Origin of the sequence: Nocardia amamiensis NBRC 102102, from assembly GCF_001612745.1 — a bacterium.
GTDB lineage: Bacteria > Actinomycetota > Actinomycetes > Mycobacteriales > Mycobacteriaceae > Nocardia > Nocardia amamiensis.
The window spans coordinates 48,260-66,642 of the sequence record NZ_BDBA01000059.1 but is presented as its reverse complement, the minus strand read 5'-3'; the positions used below and the strand labels follow the sequence as shown (position 1 = coordinate 66,642).

22 protein-coding genes are annotated in these 18,383 nt (G+C 67.5%); 13 read left to right on the top strand and 9 right to left on the bottom strand.

The features are described from left to right. Window positions 1-132: 132 nt before the first annotated feature. Both NA4_RS14010 and NA4_RS14005 read left to right on the top strand, forming a co-directional pair. Complete coding sequence (locus tag NA4_RS14010; protein WP_067469798.1) at window positions 133-489, top strand: hypothetical protein; 357 nt, start codon at window positions 133-135, stop codon at window positions 487-489. 34 nt (window positions 490-523) lie between these two features. Beyond that, entirely contained in the window at window positions 524-892 is a 369-nt protein-coding gene (locus NA4_RS14005) for a hypothetical protein (protein WP_067469795.1), read from the top strand. A gap of 81 nt (window positions 893-973) precedes the next feature. Here the strand turns inward: NA4_RS14005 and NA4_RS14000 are convergent, their stop codons facing one another. From NA4_RS14000 to NA4_RS13985, 4 genes are all read right to left on the bottom strand, one after another. Continuing rightward, on the bottom strand, window positions 974-1,396 hold the full coding sequence (locus NA4_RS14000) for an NUDIX domain-containing protein (RefSeq protein ID WP_067469792.1): 423 nt from the start codon (window positions 1,394-1,396) through the stop codon (window positions 974-976). A 170-nt stretch (window positions 1,397-1,566) separates the two neighbouring features. Beyond that, window positions 1,567-2,160, bottom strand: coding sequence for a GNAT family N-acetyltransferase (locus tag NA4_RS13995; protein WP_067469788.1), 594 nt, complete (start codon window positions 2,158-2,160; stop codon window positions 1,567-1,569). Between the two features lie 121 nt (window positions 2,161-2,281). Next, the gene (locus tag NA4_RS13990; protein WP_067469784.1) at window positions 2,282-2,869 is read right to left on the bottom strand and encodes an HD domain-containing protein; all 588 of its coding nucleotides are present in this window, start codon (window positions 2,867-2,869) and stop codon (window positions 2,282-2,284) included. 19 nt (window positions 2,870-2,888) lie between these two features. After that, complete coding sequence (locus NA4_RS13985; protein WP_067469781.1) at window positions 2,889-3,989, bottom strand: helix-turn-helix transcriptional regulator; 1,101 nt, start codon at window positions 3,987-3,989, stop codon at window positions 2,889-2,891. 186 nt (window positions 3,990-4,175) lie between these two features. Here NA4_RS13985 and NA4_RS13980 point away from each other — a divergent pair, with 186 nt between their 5' ends. The 8 genes from NA4_RS13980 to galE are packed head-to-tail and all read left to right on the top strand — an operon-like array spanning window position 4,176 to window position 11,358. Continuing rightward, the gene (locus NA4_RS13980; RefSeq protein WP_084497075.1) at window positions 4,176-5,369 is read left to right on the top strand and encodes a cytochrome P450; all 1,194 of its coding nucleotides are present in this window, start codon (window positions 4,176-4,178) and stop codon (window positions 5,367-5,369) included. Continuing rightward, on the top strand, window positions 5,354-6,106 hold the full coding sequence (locus NA4_RS40345) for a ferredoxin (protein ID WP_157128998.1): 753 nt from the start codon (window positions 5,354-5,356) through the stop codon (window positions 6,104-6,106). The genes NA4_RS13980 and NA4_RS40345 overlap by 16 nt, the downstream gene beginning before the upstream one ends. Continuing rightward, complete coding sequence (locus tag NA4_RS13970) at window positions 6,096-6,956, top strand: NAD(P)-binding domain-containing protein (protein ID WP_067469776.1); 861 nt, start codon at window positions 6,096-6,098, stop codon at window positions 6,954-6,956. The genes NA4_RS40345 and NA4_RS13970 overlap by 11 nt, the downstream gene beginning before the upstream one ends. Further along, entirely contained in the window at window positions 6,953-8,095 is a 1,143-nt protein-coding gene (locus tag NA4_RS13965; protein ID WP_067469772.1) for a nucleotidyltransferase domain-containing protein, read from the top strand. Before NA4_RS13970 ends, NA4_RS13965 begins: the two co-directional genes overlap by 4 nt. Further along, window positions 8,092-8,439, top strand: a complete 348-nt coding sequence (locus NA4_RS13960; RefSeq protein ID WP_067469769.1) for a cupin domain-containing protein — start codon at window positions 8,092-8,094, stop codon at window positions 8,437-8,439. Before NA4_RS13965 ends, NA4_RS13960 begins: the two co-directional genes overlap by 4 nt. Beyond that, the gene (locus NA4_RS13955; protein WP_067469765.1) at window positions 8,436-9,566 is read left to right on the top strand and encodes an amidohydrolase family protein; all 1,131 of its coding nucleotides are present in this window, start codon (window positions 8,436-8,438) and stop codon (window positions 9,564-9,566) included. Before NA4_RS13960 ends, NA4_RS13955 begins: the two co-directional genes overlap by 4 nt. Further along, complete coding sequence (locus NA4_RS13950) at window positions 9,563-10,363, top strand: class I SAM-dependent methyltransferase (protein ID WP_067469762.1); 801 nt, start codon at window positions 9,563-9,565, stop codon at window positions 10,361-10,363. The genes NA4_RS13955 and NA4_RS13950 overlap by 4 nt, the downstream gene beginning before the upstream one ends. Before the next feature lie 23 nt (window positions 10,364-10,386). Beyond that, window positions 10,387-11,358 carry a UDP-glucose 4-epimerase GalE gene (gene galE / locus NA4_RS13945; RefSeq protein WP_067469758.1) on the top strand — a complete coding sequence of 324 codons (972 nt, stop codon included), beginning with the start codon at window positions 10,387-10,389 and terminating at the stop codon, window positions 11,356-11,358. A 146-nt stretch (window positions 11,359-11,504) separates the two neighbouring features. Here the strand turns inward: galE and NA4_RS13940 are convergent, their stop codons facing one another. Next, window positions 11,505-12,611 (bottom strand): hypothetical protein, encoded by a 1,107-nt coding sequence (locus NA4_RS13940; RefSeq protein ID WP_157128996.1) that lies wholly within the window; start codon window positions 12,609-12,611, stop codon window positions 11,505-11,507. Window positions 12,612-12,822: 211 nt separating this feature from the next. Here NA4_RS13940 and NA4_RS13935 point away from each other — a divergent pair, with 211 nt between their 5' ends. Both NA4_RS13935 and NA4_RS13930 read left to right on the top strand, forming a co-directional pair. Next, window positions 12,823-13,353: an NUDIX domain-containing protein gene (locus tag NA4_RS13935; protein ID WP_067469752.1), complete on the top strand. Its 531-nt coding sequence runs from the start codon at window positions 12,823-12,825 to the stop codon at window positions 13,351-13,353. A gap of 54 nt (window positions 13,354-13,407) precedes the next feature. Then, on the top strand, window positions 13,408-14,229 hold the full coding sequence (locus NA4_RS13930; protein ID WP_157128995.1) for an HAD family hydrolase: 822 nt from the start codon (window positions 13,408-13,410) through the stop codon (window positions 14,227-14,229). Here the strand turns inward: NA4_RS13930 and NA4_RS13925 are convergent. The 4 genes from NA4_RS13925 to ligD all read right to left on the bottom strand — a co-directional run bounded on the left by NA4_RS13925 (window position 14,172) and on the right by ligD (window position 16,631). After that, complete coding sequence (locus NA4_RS13925; protein ID WP_218022297.1) at window positions 14,172-14,681, bottom strand: hypothetical protein; 510 nt, start codon at window positions 14,679-14,681, stop codon at window positions 14,172-14,174. The genes NA4_RS13930 and NA4_RS13925 overlap by 58 nt on opposite strands. 102 nt (window positions 14,682-14,783) lie before the next feature. Next, the gene (locus tag NA4_RS13920; RefSeq protein ID WP_067469746.1) at window positions 14,784-15,239 is read right to left on the bottom strand and encodes an NUDIX hydrolase; all 456 of its coding nucleotides are present in this window, start codon (window positions 15,237-15,239) and stop codon (window positions 14,784-14,786) included. 39 nt (window positions 15,240-15,278) lie between these two features. After that, window positions 15,279-15,608 (bottom strand): hypothetical protein, encoded by a 330-nt coding sequence (locus NA4_RS13915; protein WP_067469743.1) that lies wholly within the window; start codon window positions 15,606-15,608, stop codon window positions 15,279-15,281. Window positions 15,609-15,689: 81 nt separating this feature from the next. Further along, a complete protein-coding gene (gene ligD, locus NA4_RS13910; RefSeq protein WP_084497072.1) occupies window positions 15,690-16,631 on the bottom strand; it encodes a non-homologous end-joining DNA ligase in 942 nt (313 codons plus the stop codon). Between the two features lie 328 nt (window positions 16,632-16,959). Between ligD and NA4_RS13905 the strand changes: the two genes are divergently transcribed. Then, a complete protein-coding gene (locus NA4_RS13905) occupies window positions 16,960-18,246 on the top strand; it encodes a hypothetical protein (protein ID WP_157128994.1) in 1,287 nt (428 codons plus the stop codon). Window positions 18,247-18,383 lie beyond the last annotated feature (137 nt).

The following is an 18,383-nucleotide window of genomic DNA, read 5'->3' as shown; positions in this document are numbered from 1 at the left end:
GGCCACCGCCACCCGCGCCTACGCCCGCGAACTCGCCGCCGACCTGCCACCGGAGATCGCCGATAAGTACCGGGACCGGCTCGGCGCCGCGCGGGCGGGATCTCGGCTCCGAGACGGGGAAGGAGTCTCGGGGTGACGGGCTCGCGCGCCGACGACTACTCGCAGATCCCGATCGCGGAACTCACTGCGCACCTGGAGGATTCGCTGTTCCGCCACGTCGATATCGTGGAGGAGAAACCGGCGTTCGGCGGCCTGCTCGCCGAGCTGCACGGGATGTGGGCCCAGGCCATCGCCGACCATCCCGATCCCGTCGGCGCGCTCATCCGCGAAGTCGAGGACACCGGCGGATTCCCCGACTTCGCCGAACATCAGATTTTCAACGACGAGACCGGCGGTATCGACCTGCTCAGTCTGCTGATCTTCGTCAGCATGCGCCGACCTAAGCGCGGCCGCGCCGCCGGGACCGACGATCCGGCAGAGCAGCCGTAGGTCGACGGCCTGCGCGGTCAGTAGAGTCCGTGTGATGAGCATCGGTACAGAGTTCCCTTCAACTCCCCGAGGGCATCAGCGCCATCTGCTGGCGATTCCGTTCGAAACCGATTTCACCTTCGACGACGTTGTGACCGTCGCGGACCCACTTGAACAAGGCATCACCGACGAGGAGCGGGTTCATCGTCATCAAGCACAGCACGAGCAGATCGCCGAGTACAACCGCCGTGTAGGTGAAGCCGCCTTGCGCGTTGTTGAGCAGATGGCTGGAAATCCTCTGGCGCGGCACGGGTTTCTGTTCGGCAACCCGGTCGAGGCCAAGGAACTGGTCGCGGTCGAGGGCTTGACCGGCGCTGCGGGCGACGAGCGGTTTTTCGAGCCTGCGGGCGGCTGGCCTGAATAGGCCGGGCGGTCGTCTACCGACAGCAGCGATTCGAGCCCGGCCTATGGTTTATGCGGCTCCGGTCGCTACAGGCAGGCTGGGTCAGTGATCCCACCTCCGCCAGAATGGCGTGGCGTGGCCGTCGGTCAGTGCGTCGCGTAGCGCGGCCGGGCGCAGGTCGGTTGTGGGAAGTTCATCGATGGGCAGCCAGAGGAATTCGAGGTGTTTTTCCTGGCTGATTGGTTCGCCGTCGACATTCACGGTGAAGACCAGGTTCACTTCGTGGTGAGTGGTGTCGGCGTCGGTATAGCCGTGTTCGACAACGCCGACAAGTTCGCCGATATCGGCGGTCGTTCCGAGTTCTTCGGCGAGCTCACGGATCAGGGCGTGTTCGACGGGTTCGCCGGGTTCGATGTGGCCGCCGGGCAGGAAGGTGAATTTCTTGCCTCGTTGTCGGGCCACAAGGATCCGGTCACCGGCGCGGATGACCGCGCGTGCGATGAGTTCGGTTGCAGCGGCGCTCATGTGGTCCTTCTAGTGTCAGAGGGGACTCGTTTGGTGGTGGCAGAGTTGGGCGCCACAACGCCGAGCGTGGCAAGGCCGCGAAGCGCGATGTCGTGACCTCAGCCGGGCCAGCTTGCCGTCCAGGGCCTCGAACCCGTTGTGTGTCCGTGGTCATTCAATCGCGGATGGTGTCACCGATCGGCCGGACGTGCGCTCGATTGCGCCGACTCCGAATCTCCCCGGAGCTGCCGCATCATCACGATTTCGGTGAGCGCGGGGTCGTTCGCGTAGGGCCGCCGCAGCGCGGTGCTGGCGTAGCCGTTGCGCTGGTAGAACGCCACGGCGCGGGTATTGGTCTCCACGACATCGAGGCCGATCCACTCGACTCGCGCCTCATCGGCGGCCCAGCGATGAACGATCGCAAGTTGCTGATCGGCGAGGCCCCGGCCGCGCGCACGGGGCCGGACGTAGGCACCCCAGATCATCGCCCACCGGGCCCCATCGGGCACCGGTACCAGCAGCTCGGGCCGGTCCCGTTCGGAGTCGATGAAGCCGCCCAGCATCCCCACGAACTCGCCCTGGTCGCGGTCGGTGGCCACGGCGAGGATCTGGCGGCCGGGCGCGCAGCTACGCGCGATGCGCGCTTCCCAGTCCGCCGGGTGAAGCGCCGCGGCCTGGTCGGCGGTTTCGCCGAAGGCGCTCGGCCACTCGCACAGGGCGGCCAACCGCACCGCGCGCAACTGCTCACCGTCACCGGCCCGGACGCGGCGGATATCCCAGCTCATGTACCGAATCTAGGCCCGCCGTCAACGAGATATCGGCCATCAGCGGATGGGAGCGGGATCAAGCGGCGCGGGCGAGCGGCATCGCTTTGTGCGAGCACGCACGCATCGGTGACAGAGCCGGTTAGCCCAACGTGGCGCGCCACTTCAGAACTGGGGTCGCCATCGCTGCTTCGGCGATGACGTTGGCGGTGGTGGTTTTCAGACGGTCCTTGGACCCGGTGATCCATTCGCTCATGAGGGTATTGCCGGCGGCTTGGTATTCAAGGGCCTGAATCAGGCACTCGAGGCGGTCGGCGTCGCGGGCGCAGACAGCTTCCACGGTGGCCTGTGCTTCGAATTCTGCGACGGTGTCTCGAACGAGTACCTGCAACAGGTCGGGCAGGCCCGAGGTTTGGGTGACGGTGACGGCTTCGTGGTCGGGATCGCCGAGGAAAGGCTTCGCGACCTGGTTGAGGTCGCGCAGCCGTGTTTCCTGGCTGTCGTGCCACAGTGCCAGGTGCGCGGCGCGGGCAGGGTCGCCCCCTTCGTATGCGGCGATCAGCGCCGCGAGTTGTGCTGTCCGGCAGGTATGTTCGGCGACAGATTCGGGGTTTGGCACGCACGCATCCAGCCATCCCTTGCGGGTTTCGCGTTTGAGTACGCCCAACTCGAAGGCGAACGCCGCGATCTCGCGGGCAGTGTCGTTGTCGAGTTGCTGATTGGCGTCCATATTGGATTCCTTCGTCGCGTCATCGTCGGAGGCGTACTGCGTAGCCCACGTTATCGAGGGTCCGGCGGGCGGGGATGGTCAATGCGGGATCACCGTCGATGAGGTCGACTGCGGCCATGGTGCGGGTGCGCAGCACCGGTTCGTCGAGCAGGTGCGGGTGGCTCGAGATCAGGTCGGCGAGGGTTCGGATGTAGAGGTCGATGTGATCTGTTCCCGGCTCTATCCGCCGGGTCAGGTGTAGCAGCAGGGTTCGGCCGGTCCAGCTGTGTGGGTCGATGCCGACCATCGTGGTGTCGTCGGGGTAGGTCACGTTCCCGATCTCACCGACCCAGTATGCCCAGTACAGCAAGTTCGTGAGCTGCTGGGAGTGATCGTCGGCGAGCTGGGAAACGTAGTGGCGTAACAGATCCGGGTCGCCGTGGCTGGCCAGGGTGATCGCCGCGGACCGCACAGCGAGCCGGGCCGGCGCGGCGTCGTGCGGTGAGGTGTGCAGGCGGCGCAGAGCTTGGCCGGTGATCCAGGTTTCGGAGTCCGGGTGTTGGTCGAATCCGAGCAGGTAGGTGGCCTGACGGCGCAGCAGGATATCGGCGGGGCGGTGGGCGCGGTCGGCGGTGGCGCGGAGCCGATCGAAGAATTCGCGCCGCAGTTCGGCACTCATTTGTGGAGCGTTCGGGCGGGGCCCGCGCCCGCGCCGCGCGGCCAGCCCGGCGAGCGATGGCGGCGCAATACCGTTGATCGGCCACGTGATCAGGCTGGCAAGGCTCCGCTGATGTACTCCCAACGCGAGCGGATGCGCGGCGAGATCGTGGCTGTCGGTGGCGGCGAGAATGTCGCCGACAACCAGATCAGCGTCCATCGCGGCCGTCAGTAACGCCACCGCGTCTGGCGGGGCACCGTGGCGGGTGAGCAAGGCCCGCAGCCGTGCGAGGTCTCCGGCCCGCACCGAGGCCAGGGACCGGCGCCCGGATTCCCATCCGGACACGGTGGTGGTGTCGACGCGGAGGAGTTCAGCGAGCCGGGATTGGGTGAGATCGGCGGCTTCACGCAGCAGCTTGAGCAGATATCCGGAGATCGCGCCGAAACCCTGACCGTGAGTCAGGGTTTCGTGCGTTGTGCGCATAGCTTCCTCAGCGGGCCGGGTCAATGCTCGGTGTTACTCGTACTGCGGGTCAGTTCAACCTTTCGCCTGGTCACCTTACCTTTGTGATAGCGGTCCGACATGGGATCGCGCACATTTGTCAAGGCTTGCAATTGGCGCGAACTACGTTGCCGCGCCTTGATTTCCACGGTGCACGAAGGAATGCCGATGACTCTGGACGACCCGGTGGCGCACTGCCCGCGCCGCCTCTATCCCTTCGGGAACGGCAACCCGCACACTTCGGAGCTGGAACCCGAATACTGGTCCCACGGTCCGATCTCGCCAGTGGTGTTCACCTCCGGCCTACGGGCGTGGCTGGTCACCGGTCACGACCTGGTGCGGACGGTTCTCGCCGATCCCCGGTTCTCCCGCGAGCACGCCAACCGCGATCATGTGGCGCGGCTGACGCTGGAACTCCTTCCGCCAGCGGCGATTCTGGCCAACGACCCGCCCCGGCACACCAGGTTGCGGATGCGGATCGCCGCCATGTTCGCGCCCCGCCAGGTCGCCGCCCTCGAACCGACCGTGGCGGCCGCAGCCGAGAAGCTGGCGACGCGCATGGAGGCGGCCGGCGGGCCGGTCGAGCTGATCTCGGCCTACATCCAGCCCTTCGCCGCAGCGGTGATCTGCGAGTTGTTCGGGGTGCCCGACCGGTTCCGGGAGCAGGTGTTCACCCTCGGTGACGCCCTGACCGACCGCGACGCGACCACCGAGGCGCTTGCCGAGGCGCGCGCCGAGTGCGAGGAGCTGACGCGGGAAATGGCGGCCGCGAACCCGTCCGGGGTGTTCGCGATGCTTGGTGAATCCGCCGAGGCCGACGACGAGGTGGTGAACCTGGTCATCGCGTGCCTGATCGGCGGCCGCGGATCGCCGACGATCTTCCTGTCCAGCGCGGTCCTTGCGCTGCTGCGCGACCGGGCCCGATACCAGCTGCTCGCCGACAACCCCGGCGCAATTCCGGTCGCAGTGGAAGAACTGTTGCGGATGGTGCCGGTCGGGATCAGCGGCGGATTCACCCGTGTGGCGACCGCCGATGTGCAGCTGGGGCCGGTGTTGGTGCGGGCCGGGGACGCGGTAGTTCCGGCCACCATCGCCGCCGGGCGAGATCCGGCGGTGTTCGACCGTCCAGACGAACTGGTTCTTGACCGGGACGGCCGGGCCCGGCACCTGGCATTCGGGCACGGCACCCACTTTTGCATCGGTGCGAGCCTGGCCCGCATGGAAGCTCGGATCGCATTGACGCAGTTGGTGTCTCGGTTCCCGTCCTTGCACTTGGGCGACGCCGAGAACGGCGTCGTGTGGCGACACGGCCGGGTGAACCGGGCCCTTGAGAGGTTGGAGGTGGCATGGACGCCACGTTGATCATCGACGCCCGCCGCTGCGCAGGGACCGGGGTATGTCTGCCCATCGCCGCCGGGCACCTCACCCTCACCGGCACTGTGGCCGAGCCGACGCCGGGCACCACGCTGCCGATCGCGGCCGCACGGTCAGCCGCGGCCTGCTGCCCGCAGGAAGCGATCACCGTGCTCGAGCACGGCCCGGCCGACTTCCAGGTGCGCCAGCCGATCGTGACCCTCGGGCCCGCCGGCACCGATGCCGACGCCGAAGCGGCCCGGCATTGCGCCTCACCCTGGTTGGTCGACTCGTTCGCGGCCGCGATGACCGCCGCTGCCTCCGATCCCCAGGTGTTGGCTTTGGTCGCGGCTGGATATCTGCGCTTGGACACCGAAGGCCGCGCGGTCGATTCGTGGGTTGATCAGCACTTCCGCCATGACGGGATTCTGCGGTTGCTGCGCTGCTGGGAAAGCCCGACCAAACCCATGTGCCTGGCCGTGCGCGACGACCTGACCCGTCCACCGGAAACGGTGGCGACGCATCCGGCGACGCGGGTGTTCGCGACCCAGCACGCGCCCGCCGCGCGGCTGGTCACCGTCGATGCCAAACCCCTTGCGGCGGCGGCCGCCGCCTCCGGGCAGGTCGATGCGGCGATCGCATCGGTTGATGTGGTCGCCCGCTACCCGCACCTACGGGTTGCGGCGCAGTGGGCACCGACGATGGTGTGGCTGCTGTACGGGCAGGGGATCAGCGATGCGCCGTGACGATCAGGTGGTGGCCGTGCTCGGTGCCGGGATCATGGCCAGCACCATCGCCGATACCCTGCGCGGCAACGAGTTCCGGCTACGCCGCTACAACCGCACCCCGAGCCGAATCCACGGGCCCGCCGTCGTGTGCGCCACGGCCGCGGGTGCCGCGATCGGCGCGGCAACCGTGTGGAGCCTGGTCCACGACGACGACGCCAGCCGCGCCGTCTGGTTCGGCCCGGCCGGAGCGATGGCGGGCGCGGACGGCGCGGTGGTGATCGAATCGTCCACGCTGTCCCCGGACTACGCCCGCGAATGGTCCGACGCGGCGTCGGCGGCAGGCGCGTTGCCGGTGGTTGCGCCGGTGACCGGCAGCCGGGCGGCCGCCGCTGACGGCAGCCTGGTGACCTTCGCCGCCGGAACCGACACCGCGATGACCGCCGCCGCCCCGGTTCTTCAGGCGGTGTGTGGCGAGATCGTCCGGATAGGCGGCGGCCCGGCCGCCGCCGCCCTGACCAAACTCCTCAACAACGGCATGGCAGCGGTGATCCTGACCGGCCTGGCCGAAGCCCTCGCCGCCGCCGACGGCGCGGGCCTGGACGTTGAGCAGCTGACCGAAGTGTGGTCGCGGCGCGGGTGGGCCGCGCCAGCGGTATCCCGGTACGGGGCCGCGATGCGCGCCCGAGACCACACGTTGACCGACTGCTCATGCGCGGTGATCGCGAAAGACCTGCGGTACCTGCTGGCGGCGCTCGCCGACCGGGTTCCCGCCGCCACGGCGGCCGCCGCCGACCGATTCGCCCGTACCGTCGCGGCCGGGCACGCCCAGGCGGAAATGTCGGCAGTGATCGAGGTGAGCACCCCATGACCGCGCCGAAACACGCCACGCGGGAATGGTTCACCCACAGCTCGACGGTTTCCGACGCACCCCGCCGACAGGTCGCCGCCCAGCTCGCCGACTACACCGCGACCGTCGCCGACTATGCCGCGATGCTGCTGGGCGAGGACACGACGGTGGCGGTGTCCGGATCGCTGGCGCGCGGAGAACCGAGTGTCCGCCGCGCCGGGGACCGCTGGGTGCTGGGCTCGGACGTGGATCTGGTCGTCATCCCCGACGATGCGGCCGCCGCCGCCGATCGCGTCGCGAAACTCGTTGCTGCGCTGCGGGAATCACACCCCGAAATCGACACTACAGCGTTCACGGTGGAACGCGACCATCTACCACGAGTCGCCGGACGATTCGGATGCGATCTGAGCTGCGCCAGCGCGACGCCACTTGCCGGCCCGGCCGCGGCCGGGCCCTCGGTCGCGGTCGGGGCGCGGGAAGGGCTGGAAGGATTGGTGCATCAGCTGGCCACGGTCTACTGCCCCGACAGCCCACCGGAGGCATCACCGTGGCGACTCAAAACCGCGTTGGAAGCGTTGCGCGCCAACACCACCGGCACCAGCCCCCGCCGATACAGCGACCTGCCCGACGACCCCGCCGCGAACGCTCTGCTGAACCCGGTCGTCATCTCGGCACTGGTCCAGGCCCGCGAACACAACGCCCCGTCCCCGCTGGCAGCGGCGCAGGTCTATCAGCTCACCATCGCGGCCGCCACCCGGCTGTTCGGGACGACCGGCGGGCAATGGGAACTGATCGCCGCCCTACATGCTCTGCCGGGTGGCTCGCATCTGCTGGACGGATTCCAGCACGCCATCATGGCCGCCACGGTGCACCGCTACGGCCCGGTCGGGCTACGCCGCCACGCCGCGACCGCCCTGCACGTCATCGCGAGCCGGATTAACCCCGACACCGTGCCCACGGCCGCCGATGCGTTGTACCGGCTCACCCGCATCTCCCCGGCCGACGCCAGCGGCCCCGGTGCCCGGCCCGCCCAGGTGATCGCCGAGCTACTGCGTGAGCTGCGCCGTGACTACTACGGCTGGCTCGGACCGCACAACTTCGGCGCGAACCCTATCGCCGACTACACCGGACCCACACCGAACAACGGAGCGTCCCAATGAACGAATGGCCCGACTGGATCACCCAGCTTCCCCAGATCACGCCGGCCTTTCCCGCCCAGGGATATCTACTGGCCGGTGCCCACGGACAGCTCGTGTTCTGGCAATTCCGCGCCGAAACGGTCGTTCCCACCCACCAACACGGCCCGCAAATCGGGATCGTCGTCGCGGGGCATATCGAACTGCGGACCGACACCGACACGACCCGCACCCTGGCGGCCGGTGAGATGTTCACCCTCACCGACCAGCAGCCGCACGCGGCCACCGTCGCCGCGAACACGTTGGTGCTGGAAGTGTTCGCCGACGCCGACCGCTACCGCCCGACCGAGACGGCAGGCCGCCCGTGATCGTCCTCACCGCCGACCGGGTTCTCACCGGAGCGGGCGCGCCGATCCGGTCCGGTGCCGTCGCCGTCGATGGCGACCGAATCGTGTGGATCGGCACCGTCGGTGACCTCCCGGCCCGATGGAATGCCGCCGACCGAATCGACGTTCCCGACGGCACGTTGCTGCCGGGAATGATCGACAGCCACGTCCATCTGTCCCTGGCCGAGTCCCCCGATCTCGCCCGCGAACGCGACATCGCCGCGTTGATCCTGCGATCAGGGGTCACCACCGTCCGCGACCTCGGCGGACCAGGCCCGCACGTTCCCGCCCCGCCGGGGCTGCGGGTCACCGCGGCCGGTGTCCCGCTGACCGTGCCCGACGGGCATTGCCACCACCTCGGAGGAGCCGTCACCACCACCGCCGACATCGGCGGCCGCATTACCACTGCGGCGGCCGCCGGTGCCCGATGGATCAAAGCAATGGTCACCGGCGGATTCACCACCAGCGGGCACACATCGCCCTACACAACGCAGTTCACCGGCAGCCAGCTCGCCGCGATCGTCACTGCGGCCCGTGAACACGGTCTGCGCGTCGCCGCGCACGCGCACGGCACCGCCGGCATCCGGCAAGCTGTGCGGGCGGGAGTCGACTCGATCGAGCATTGCACCTGGATGAGTGAGGACGGGTTCGACTTCGATCGCGGCTTGGTTGTGGAGATCGCCGCTGCCGGGATCACGGTGTGCCCCACCATCAACGAACACGCCCGCAACGCCGTCGGCCGCCTGCCGTGGGCTGTACGCCGCGAACACCTGTCGGTCATGCTCGCCGCCGGTGTCACCCTGATTCCCGGCACCGATTCCGGCATCCCGCACAGCCGCCATGACCGTTTCCCGCAGTCCTTGCCCGCCTACACCGACCTCGGACTCAGCGCTGGCGAGGTCGTCGAGCTGTGCGGCCGCGCCGCCGCTGACGCGCTCGGCCTGGCCGAGGAGATCGGCACGCTCGCGCGCGGGCGGGCCGCCGACCTGATCGCCGTGTCCGGAGATCCGACCCGCGACCTCACCGCGCTGACCAGGCCGATACTGGTCATGACCGCCGGGAATCTGCACCACCACGAGCCCGTTCCCCAGGAGGACATCCGATCATGACCGCCGCACCGACAGTGACCAGCGAATATTCCACGCTCACCCCGTTGCAGATTCGCCTTGCCACCCACCGCGATCACAGCCTCTACCCCGATAACCCGGTCGTCACGGTCCTGGGAGCCCTCGCGCTCACCGGCGCCGAGGACATTGCCGATATCGGTTGCGGCGACGGCAGGTTCCTCGCCCATCTCGCCACCTCCGGGCACGCCGGGCGGATCGTCGGGGCCGACAACTCCCCGGCCATGGTCGCGGCGGCCGCCGCCATCACCGGAGTGGACGCCTACCGGTGCGACGCGGCCGCGCTGCCGTTCCTGGCCGACACGTTCGATATCGTCACCGCCCGCCACATGCTCTACCACCTACCCGACCCGCACGCGGCCCTGACCGAGTTCGCGCGGATCACCCGTCCCGGCGGTCGCGTCGCGGTCACGGTGAACCATCCCGGCACCGCCGCCCACACTCGTGAGATCATCGAGCACCGGGCCCGCCAGCACGGGATAGAACCGGCACCGGAGTTGGTGAACACGGTCAACTCGACCACCCTGCCCGACATCATGACCAGGGTGTTCGGTGCGGTCGATATCGCCCGCTTCGACAACGCATTGGTGTTTACCGAGCCCACGCCACTGATCAGGTTCGCCACCTCGCTGTTCGCGTTCTGCGGCATCACCGAAGACCACCCCGCCCGCGACGAGATCGCCGCCGTCGTCGCAGCCGACATCACCGACTGGTTCGCCACTCGGCCCGGACAGCAGTTCCGCGACCCCAAGGGCTACATTCTGGCCACGGCCACCATCTGACGACCCCCTGTGGAGGACAACCCGTGAAGCTGCTCGTCACCGGCGGTGCCGGATATATCGGGTCCGTCGTGACCCACCAGCTCGTTGAGGCCGGCCACCAGGTCGAAGTACTCGATGACCTGTCAACCGGATTCGCCGAGAACGTCCCCGACGGCGTTGTCCTGCACCGCGCATCGGTCCACGACAGCGCCGAAATCCTCACCGCCGGTTCCGGATTCGACGGTGTTCTCCACTTCGCGGCAAAGATCGAAGTCGCCGAATCGGTGCGCGACCCCGAGAAATACTGGCACCAGAACATCGAAGGGTCCTTGGCGTTGCTGCGCGCGGTCCGCGCCGCCCAGGTTCCGCGGCTGATCTTCTCGAGTACCGGTTCGATGTACACCGGAGACGGCACCACCGCGTTCGATGAGGACGCGACGGTCAGCCCCAAGAACCCGTACGCGGCCACCAAGCTCGCCATTGACCTGATGATCAGCGGCGAATGCGGCGCAGGCCCGCTCGCCGCCGCGAGCCTGCGCTACTTCAACGCCAGCGGCGCAGTCCGGGCGGCTGGCGGGCGCTGGCTCGGCGAACGGCACGACCCCGAAACCCACCTCATCCCGATCCTGCTGCAAGCCGCACTCGGACAACGGGATTCGTTCACGCTGTACGGCACCGACTACCCGACCGTCGATGGAACGTGTATCCGGGACTACATCCACGTCAGTGACCTTGCCAGCGCGCATCTGCTCGCGCTCGACGCCATCGAGCCGGGCTGTCACGAGATCATCAACCTGGGCAACGGGCAGGGGCACACCAACCGCCAGGTGCTCGACGCCGTGCGGGAGGTGACCGGTCGAGACTTCCCGGTCCAGTTCGGCGACCGGCGACCCGGTGACCCAGCGATCTGCATCGCTTCCAGCGAGAAGGCACACCGAGTACTCGGCTGGAAGCCGCAGCGGCCCGAACTCGCCGACATCGTAAGCGACGCATGGAATTTCCACCGCGCCGGATAGACGAATCCGACAGACTGGCCAGGCCCTCGCATCCAGGGCCACAGCCAGTCGTCCGAGTCCCTTCACGAACCCAATCAGGTCGGCACACAGGATGGCTCCCAAATTTGCAAGGCTCTGCTGGGCGGCGAACGATCGGGGACGCTTTATCAGTCGGCGAACACGCTGGTGAGCAGCGTCAAGCGGTCGAGGAATTCGGGGGCACACCGCTTCGTCAGGGCTTCGACCGCAGCCCCGATCGGACGATCCAGGGCTCGAAAACCTTTTGCCGCGGTGGGGGAGCCCGGCGGGATGATGGCGCCGTGGGTGTCGTTGAGCATCACCGTGATGTCGAGGGTCGGCAGCAGCCGTGCCAGAGACCGCAGCGTCGGTGCAAGGTCGGCACAGGTGACGTCGGTCGCCAGCGGGACGAGCACGTGCCGGCCGCGCCCGGTGGTGGTCCGGTCGGTGATCACCTCGCCGCCACAGCTGTAGATCCACCCCACCATCTGCCGGATGTCGGCGTCGATTCGCAGGTCCTGGTCGGGACCGTCGAAGTCGAGCGCCAGCAACCGGGTCGTGCGATCGCGGTATACCGGGACAGCTGTCGGTTCATTGGGTAGGTCGGTGGCCAGCCGGGCGCGTCGGGTGAGGCGGCCGCGGGAATCGAACTGGCGCATCGTCGGTGTGGCGGCGATCAGCGGCGCCAGCGCCCTCCATATCTTGCGGGCGCAGGTCAGGGCGTCGTCATCGCGTCCGATTTCGGCGTCGTCGACGATAGGGTAGGTCCGGGTCATCATCGCACCGCCGGTCGAAAGCCCCTTGGTGCGACCGGTTTCCGGGCCGCCGAATTCGCCTCGAAAGACGCCGTCGAGAAAGCAAACGTGCCCGTGGGAGTCTGTCCGGATCGTCCCGTCGGGATCTTCGGCGTTGAGGAAACGCCAGTCGTCTTCGCGGGTGACCACGAACAGTGGGGTACCGGTCGGGTGGCCGCGGCGTGCTCCGAGTTGGTAACGGTCGAACTGCTCGGTGGTGAAGGTGATCACTGCCGGGTCACCGGCCGCGCGCAGCTGAACGTAACCCTGTCCGCGGGCGACTTGCACATGCCGGGTTCCGGCCGGTGCCTCCTCGGTTCGGCTGGCGGTGCGGAAGTCGTCGTCGGCAAAGCGCGGCGGAGATCGGTGAGGATCTGCGAAAAATGCTGCGGTGTAGGAGATCCCGGCTTCGGTGGCGCGGGCCCGGCGGGCTCGTTTAGCTTGGGCGTTGTGCCTAGGCATGGTCGACTCGTCATTCCGGCGGCGAACCCCACGCATCCCCACCTGGTGCGCATGTCGACAGGCAGAATTTGGCGCGACGGTCCTAGACCCTTCGGTCATCAGTGCTGCTCCCGGCGTGGGCGGGGCGGCTCAGATTCGTGCCAGCGCCTTGGCGGTTCATATCTTAGGGGTAGCGGTTGTCGATGACACGGATCGCGCGCGAGATTTGGCTATGCTGTCGCAGGTGACTGCGTCGAGTGCACCTGGGGCGACCAGCACCGAGGTGCTGCCGGTGGAGCAGTATGTTGCGACGCTGAACCGCAAACGTATGGCTGCCGGGGTCTTGTTCCGGGATGCACTAGGCCAGGTGTTGCTGGTCGAACCCAGTTACAAGAAGAACTGGGAGATTCCCGGCGGAGCGGTCGAAGCCGATGAATCGCCGTGGAGGACTGCGGAGAGAGAACTACGCGAGGAGATCGGCTGGGCTGGACGATTGGGTCGGCTACTGGTCGTAGACTACGTACGCCCGCAGGACGGCCGCCCGGAAGGGGTCGTGTTCGTGTTCGACGGTGGTGTGCTGACCGAAACAGACGTGAGCAGGATGGTCCTCAACCCGATCGAGATTATCTCGGCGGGTTTCTATTCACTGGCGGAGGTCGCGAAGCTGGTGAAGCCGTTGCTCGCCGATCGTCTGTCTGCGGCGCTGGAAGCAACCCGCGAGGACGTGACCGTGTTGTGTGAGCAGGGTCGGCGCATCGCCTGACCGATTGCGCTGCCCCTTGGGACTTGGCCGGCCAGCTGCAATTGGGAGTTCCGAATGACAAACCGCGCCACAGGTCAGTGTGTGCTTGCGATCTTCCCGACCTTCGTGTTTTTCGATTGGTACAACACCCTGTCCACCGCTCGGTTCTGGGACTCAATCCTTCGCAATCAACGTCATCCCCTCGCGGGGCGTCTGAATGCCGCGCTTGAGGATCTGTTCCGCGGGCGCAGGGAATTCGTCGGCGCCTGGATGCGCGGCCAAGTCACCAACGAACAGGTCATTCAAACCCTGGACCTCAGCTTGCCGCGTGGGTACAACGACGACTACCTGTTGCGAGAGCTGTTGCGGGACTGCCGCAATGCGAAGATCAACCCGGCGATGGCCGACATCGTTCGTTCCTTGCGCGACCGCGCCTTCCTCGCCGTCGCCAGCGACAACATGGAATGCTTCGTCCGCGCCGCGCCGCGCGTGCTTACATGTGAACTGCGGATCGACGAGCTGATCGTCTCCTCGTCGGTCGGGTCGCTGAAGAAAGAGTCACCCGACCGCTTCTTCGGCCCAACCTTGGAGCGCTACGGCCTGACCCCGGTCGACGCGGTCCTCATCGACGACTGTGCCGACACCTGCCAAATCTTCCGGGAGTGGGGTGGATCCGCCTACCACTACACCGATCCCGGCCGCCTACGCGCCGATATCGCGCATCTGCTGCCCGAACTGGCCGCGCGCAGGATGGTCATCGAGCGGTCTCGGATCGGCTCAGTCGAAGAGTCGGCCAAGCACAGCGCTGGCCGAGGCGTGACCGAACGAGATTCCTCGGCTCAGGGCTGCGCGGGCTGGACTTGGCGTTCACGCACGATCGGCGCGGCGATCAGCTGATCGCAGAGTTTCGCCAATCGTGGGTAGCGGTCGATGAGCGTATGTCCTTGCGGCGGATGCCATGTGCCAGCTGCGGCCGCGAGTTCGTCGGCGGTGAGCCCGGGGTATTCGCGCACGCGGAGGATCGGTAGGGCGAGGCCCCGGCCGGCGGGGGCCAGGTAGTCGTAGACGGAAGCGCCGTTGCCGGGCCGGGCTCGTTCAGCGATCTGGGCGATTTCGGTCGGGCTGCCGGGGATCGGTGCGGCGAGGTCGATGACCGCGGTGAGGATGCTGGTCGGCGCAGTCAGGTACACGTACCAGGCTGATGCGCCGGTGGTTGGGTAGCGCTTGCGGTACTCATAGACCTTCTCGCCGCCCATGATCATGTCGTAGTACTGCGCATGCAGCGACATCAGCACCCGAGGCACCGGTACGCCGGACTCGGTGTCGGTGTCGTCGCGCCGGTCGGGCACGGTGACCTCCCCTTCGGGGCCAGGCTGTCACGTAGGTGTTCGCTCGTCTGCGTCTCACCGGCAGCCCGGGCGGAACATATTGTTGTGCAGGGGATCTAGAGGTCAATCCGGGTGCGTAGCAGTCCATCCGTGCACGCTGAATCCTTCGCCCTTGATGATTCGGCGGATCGCGTCGGCGGGGTAGGGCACGGTGTCCTCAGCAATGTCGGATATCTCGCGCCAGACGAGTTCGGAGCACTTGTGTGGTTCGCGGTTGACCGGGTCGCCTTCCCAGCGGCTTGCCTCGAAGAAGAACCCGACCCGCGGCTCCTCCTGGCCGTTGCGGTGGTGCATGACGTGCACGCACGACAGATCCTCGCGGCGGAGCCGGATCCCGATCTCCTCAGCGGCCTCGCGTATCGCCGCGTCGACGACGTCTTCACCGGTTTCCAGATGCCCCGAGACAAGTGCCAGCTGGCCGTCGGCGTAGCCGGTATTCGCCCGCCGGGACCACAGCAGTTTCCCGTCTCGGACCAGCACCAGGTGCACATCCACAATGGTGCGATAACGCTCAACCACGGTTCGCTCCCAACGGCTCAGGCCGGGTAGACCATCCGATCATCGCGCTGAGTGTAGATGGCCGTTCTCGGCTGAGACGTAGGTCAGGATTCCGAGTGCAGCGCCTAGGCGAAGGGCAAGACTGCGTTGTTGGGCGGCCGGCAGATCGGCGAAACCCCGGCATATTGCGGATCGCTCCTGGTCGAGGGTGGAATGGCAGGTGATGTGTCCCTCGTTGCGGATCGCTTCACGCACCATCTGCGCGCGGCGGCCGGGCCGCAGCATCATCAGGTTTTCGGGGCGGAAGATGCAGGTGGTGCATTTGTCTTCGCAGACGCGGACCTGGTTGTCCGAGTACACAATTGCCCGCCTCGTGCCGTTCTCGTCCATGTCCCCGCCTGCCTCTATCGCTGTGGTTCCGGCCTCCGGCCCAACGCGGCCGCGGCGGTGACCAGCGTCGCAGATCCCCGGTCAGATGGGTATCGTGACGTCGGTGGGGTCGCGATCCGGTCTGATTCCTCGGAACGAGGCGTGCCGCAGGACACCGGCGAATTCCCGGTATCGGATGTCGGCGACGATCACGGGTTCTACCCAGTAGGCTTGGGCCTCAATGTCTTTCGGAGCGAGACGGGGGAGCGGGCTTGTGTCGCGGGCGATGTCGTCGAGGGCGGCCCGGATTGCTCGTCGGGCCTGACTCGAGAAGCCGGTGCCGACCGAGCCGATGTAGACCAGCTGTCCGTGCTGGTCGTAGGCGCCGAGGGCCAGGGCGCCGAAGGTGTCTCGGTGAGCACGTCCGGGGAGGGCGGCCAGGATGAGTCCTTCGGTCGTTCGCCGGATGGGGTGTTTGACCCATGTTGGGTGCCGCCCGGGGCGGTAGCGGGAGTCGGTTCTTTTCGAGACGATGCCTTCGACCTGGGCAGATGCGGCCACTTCGAGCATCCCGGCGGGGTCGGCGAGGAAGTATGGCGGGGTGCGGACGGTGGGGCTTTCGAGACCGAGCGAGTCGAGCAGTTCGCGTCGTTCCAGGTAGCTCGCCATCATGGTGCTGCGGTCATCGAGCCAGGTCAGATCGAACAGGAATATCTGGGTCGGGGTTGCGGCGAGGCGTTGCGGTGTCGGTCGTGCTCCGAGCCGGTGTTGGAGTCGGCCGAAGTTCGGCACGCCGGTGGCGGGGTGCGGCGCGACGATTTCGCCGTCGAGGATGCAGCGGCGGCCTGTCAGCTCGAGCAGGGCGTGGCAGATGTCGGGAAACGATGCGGTGAGGGCTCGGCCATTGCGGCTGATTATCGTGCAGCTACCGTCTTCTACGCGGAGCCCGGCCCGGACGCCGTCCCATTTGAATTCGCGCGCCCACATGCTGCCCTCCGGGGGATCGCCCGGTACGGCCAGCATCGGCGCTGGGATGGGCAGCACGAGCCGACCCTATTTCAGCAAATATTCTGCTATCGGTATTGAGATCGGACCGAAACGCGCGCACGCGCATTCCCACGGGTCATTGCCCCACGCCGGTGAGAGCAAAAACAGGAGGTAGAGCCGTCGATCGCGGTCGTAGGATGCGGTGGTGACCGGCCCGATTCCCATCCCTGTGCATGTCGGACTTCCCAATCCGTCCTCTCCATCCGAGGACCGAGAGGCGGGTAGCTCGCGGCGGCCTCAGAAGACGGTTGAGACCCGGAGGACGCCGCTGGCGGCTGCTGAGGTCGATTGGCAGCAGCTCGGGGTGGAGCCTCGGTGGCTGGGGGTGGAGACCGTCGATTGCGTCGCGGCGCTGGAGCCGGGGCGTTTCAGCGGCAGCGGGCGTAATGAATTCTCCCGGCTCCTCGAGGGGGCGAAGGAGCGCGGGGAGATGGCGTTGGTCATCAGCATGCTGGGCAGGGCCGGTGATGACGATCCTGTCCGGTCGGTGGCCACGGCAGCGGATGATTCCCTGTTGCTGCCGGGCTTTCAGGGTTCGATCAACGCGAGGAGGCTTCCGGCGGGCGCGCGGCCGCGGCTGGCTGATGGTCTCAGTGCTGCTGACCGCGATCTCGGGAACCGGCTGCTCGGCCGCCCGGACGGCGCGCAGTGGTGGACGCTCGCGCTGGCGAGCACGGCCCTGGAATCAGGGACGGGGTACGGGGTGCAGAAGGTGTTTCCGCTGCCCGGGGCGCTGGAGCCGATCTTGGTCGACCCGGTGGGCAAGGCCGTGGTCGCGGCATGGGTGCCCGCGCACCGGAACCAGCGCTGGTACATCGTGCCCGATGCCATCAAGTGGTCGTCGGTGATCGATTGGCTTGTGCAGCAGGCCATCCCGTACTACATCCCCGACGCTCCGCGGCGTTTCCGGACCGCCGGCGTCGTCGATCCCGCGTGGGAGACACCGCGGGAACAGCTGGCCCGCGAGGCGATCGCTGCGATGGAGATCCGGCACCTCGAGGAGCGGGGACGTCTGGAAGCTGAGCAGCAGGATGCGCGGCGCGCGGCCGAGGGGGTCCGGGACGGTTTGCTGTATGGCTCGGGTGGTGAGCTTGTGCGTGCGGTCGACCGGGTGCTGTCCGACGCGGGAATCTCGACGATTGATTTGGACGCCGGTGAGAAAGGCACGTGGTCGGCGGATCTGCTGGCCAGCGCTGAGGGGTCGGCCCGTCTCGTGGAGGTCAAGTCGGAGGGCGGTCGAGCCAAGGAAGCGCTCGTCGGAGATCTGGTCAAGCACCTCGGGACCTGGCGCGCGGAGCGCCCCGAGGAGCCCGTCAGCGGTGGGACGTTGGTCGTCAATCATCAACGCAAGATCGCGCCCGAGGAGCGAGATCCCCGGGTCTACGGCCGGCAGGAGTTCGTGCGGTCGCTCACCGTGAAGGTCGTCGGCAGCATGGACCTGTTCCGGTGGTGGAAGGAATCGGACTGGCCCGCGATCCGCGAAGCGGTGCTCGGTGAAGCACCGCCGGCCGGGAAGGGCGGTTCCGCCGCGCGAGCCACACCTGACGCACCGGCAGCGCCGCAGCACCGTGGAAGCTGGTTTCGGCGCCGCCGCAGCAGCACCACGCCGTAGGAGCCTGTGCGCGGCGTCCGGTGCGTGGGAAGTGCCTCCAGGGCCGGACGGAATCCGTATGCTGTTGGGCGAGCAGGCCGCGCACGCTCCGTTCAGTTGCTCCGCCCACGCTGGTGCGACGTCATGAATCCAGGTCC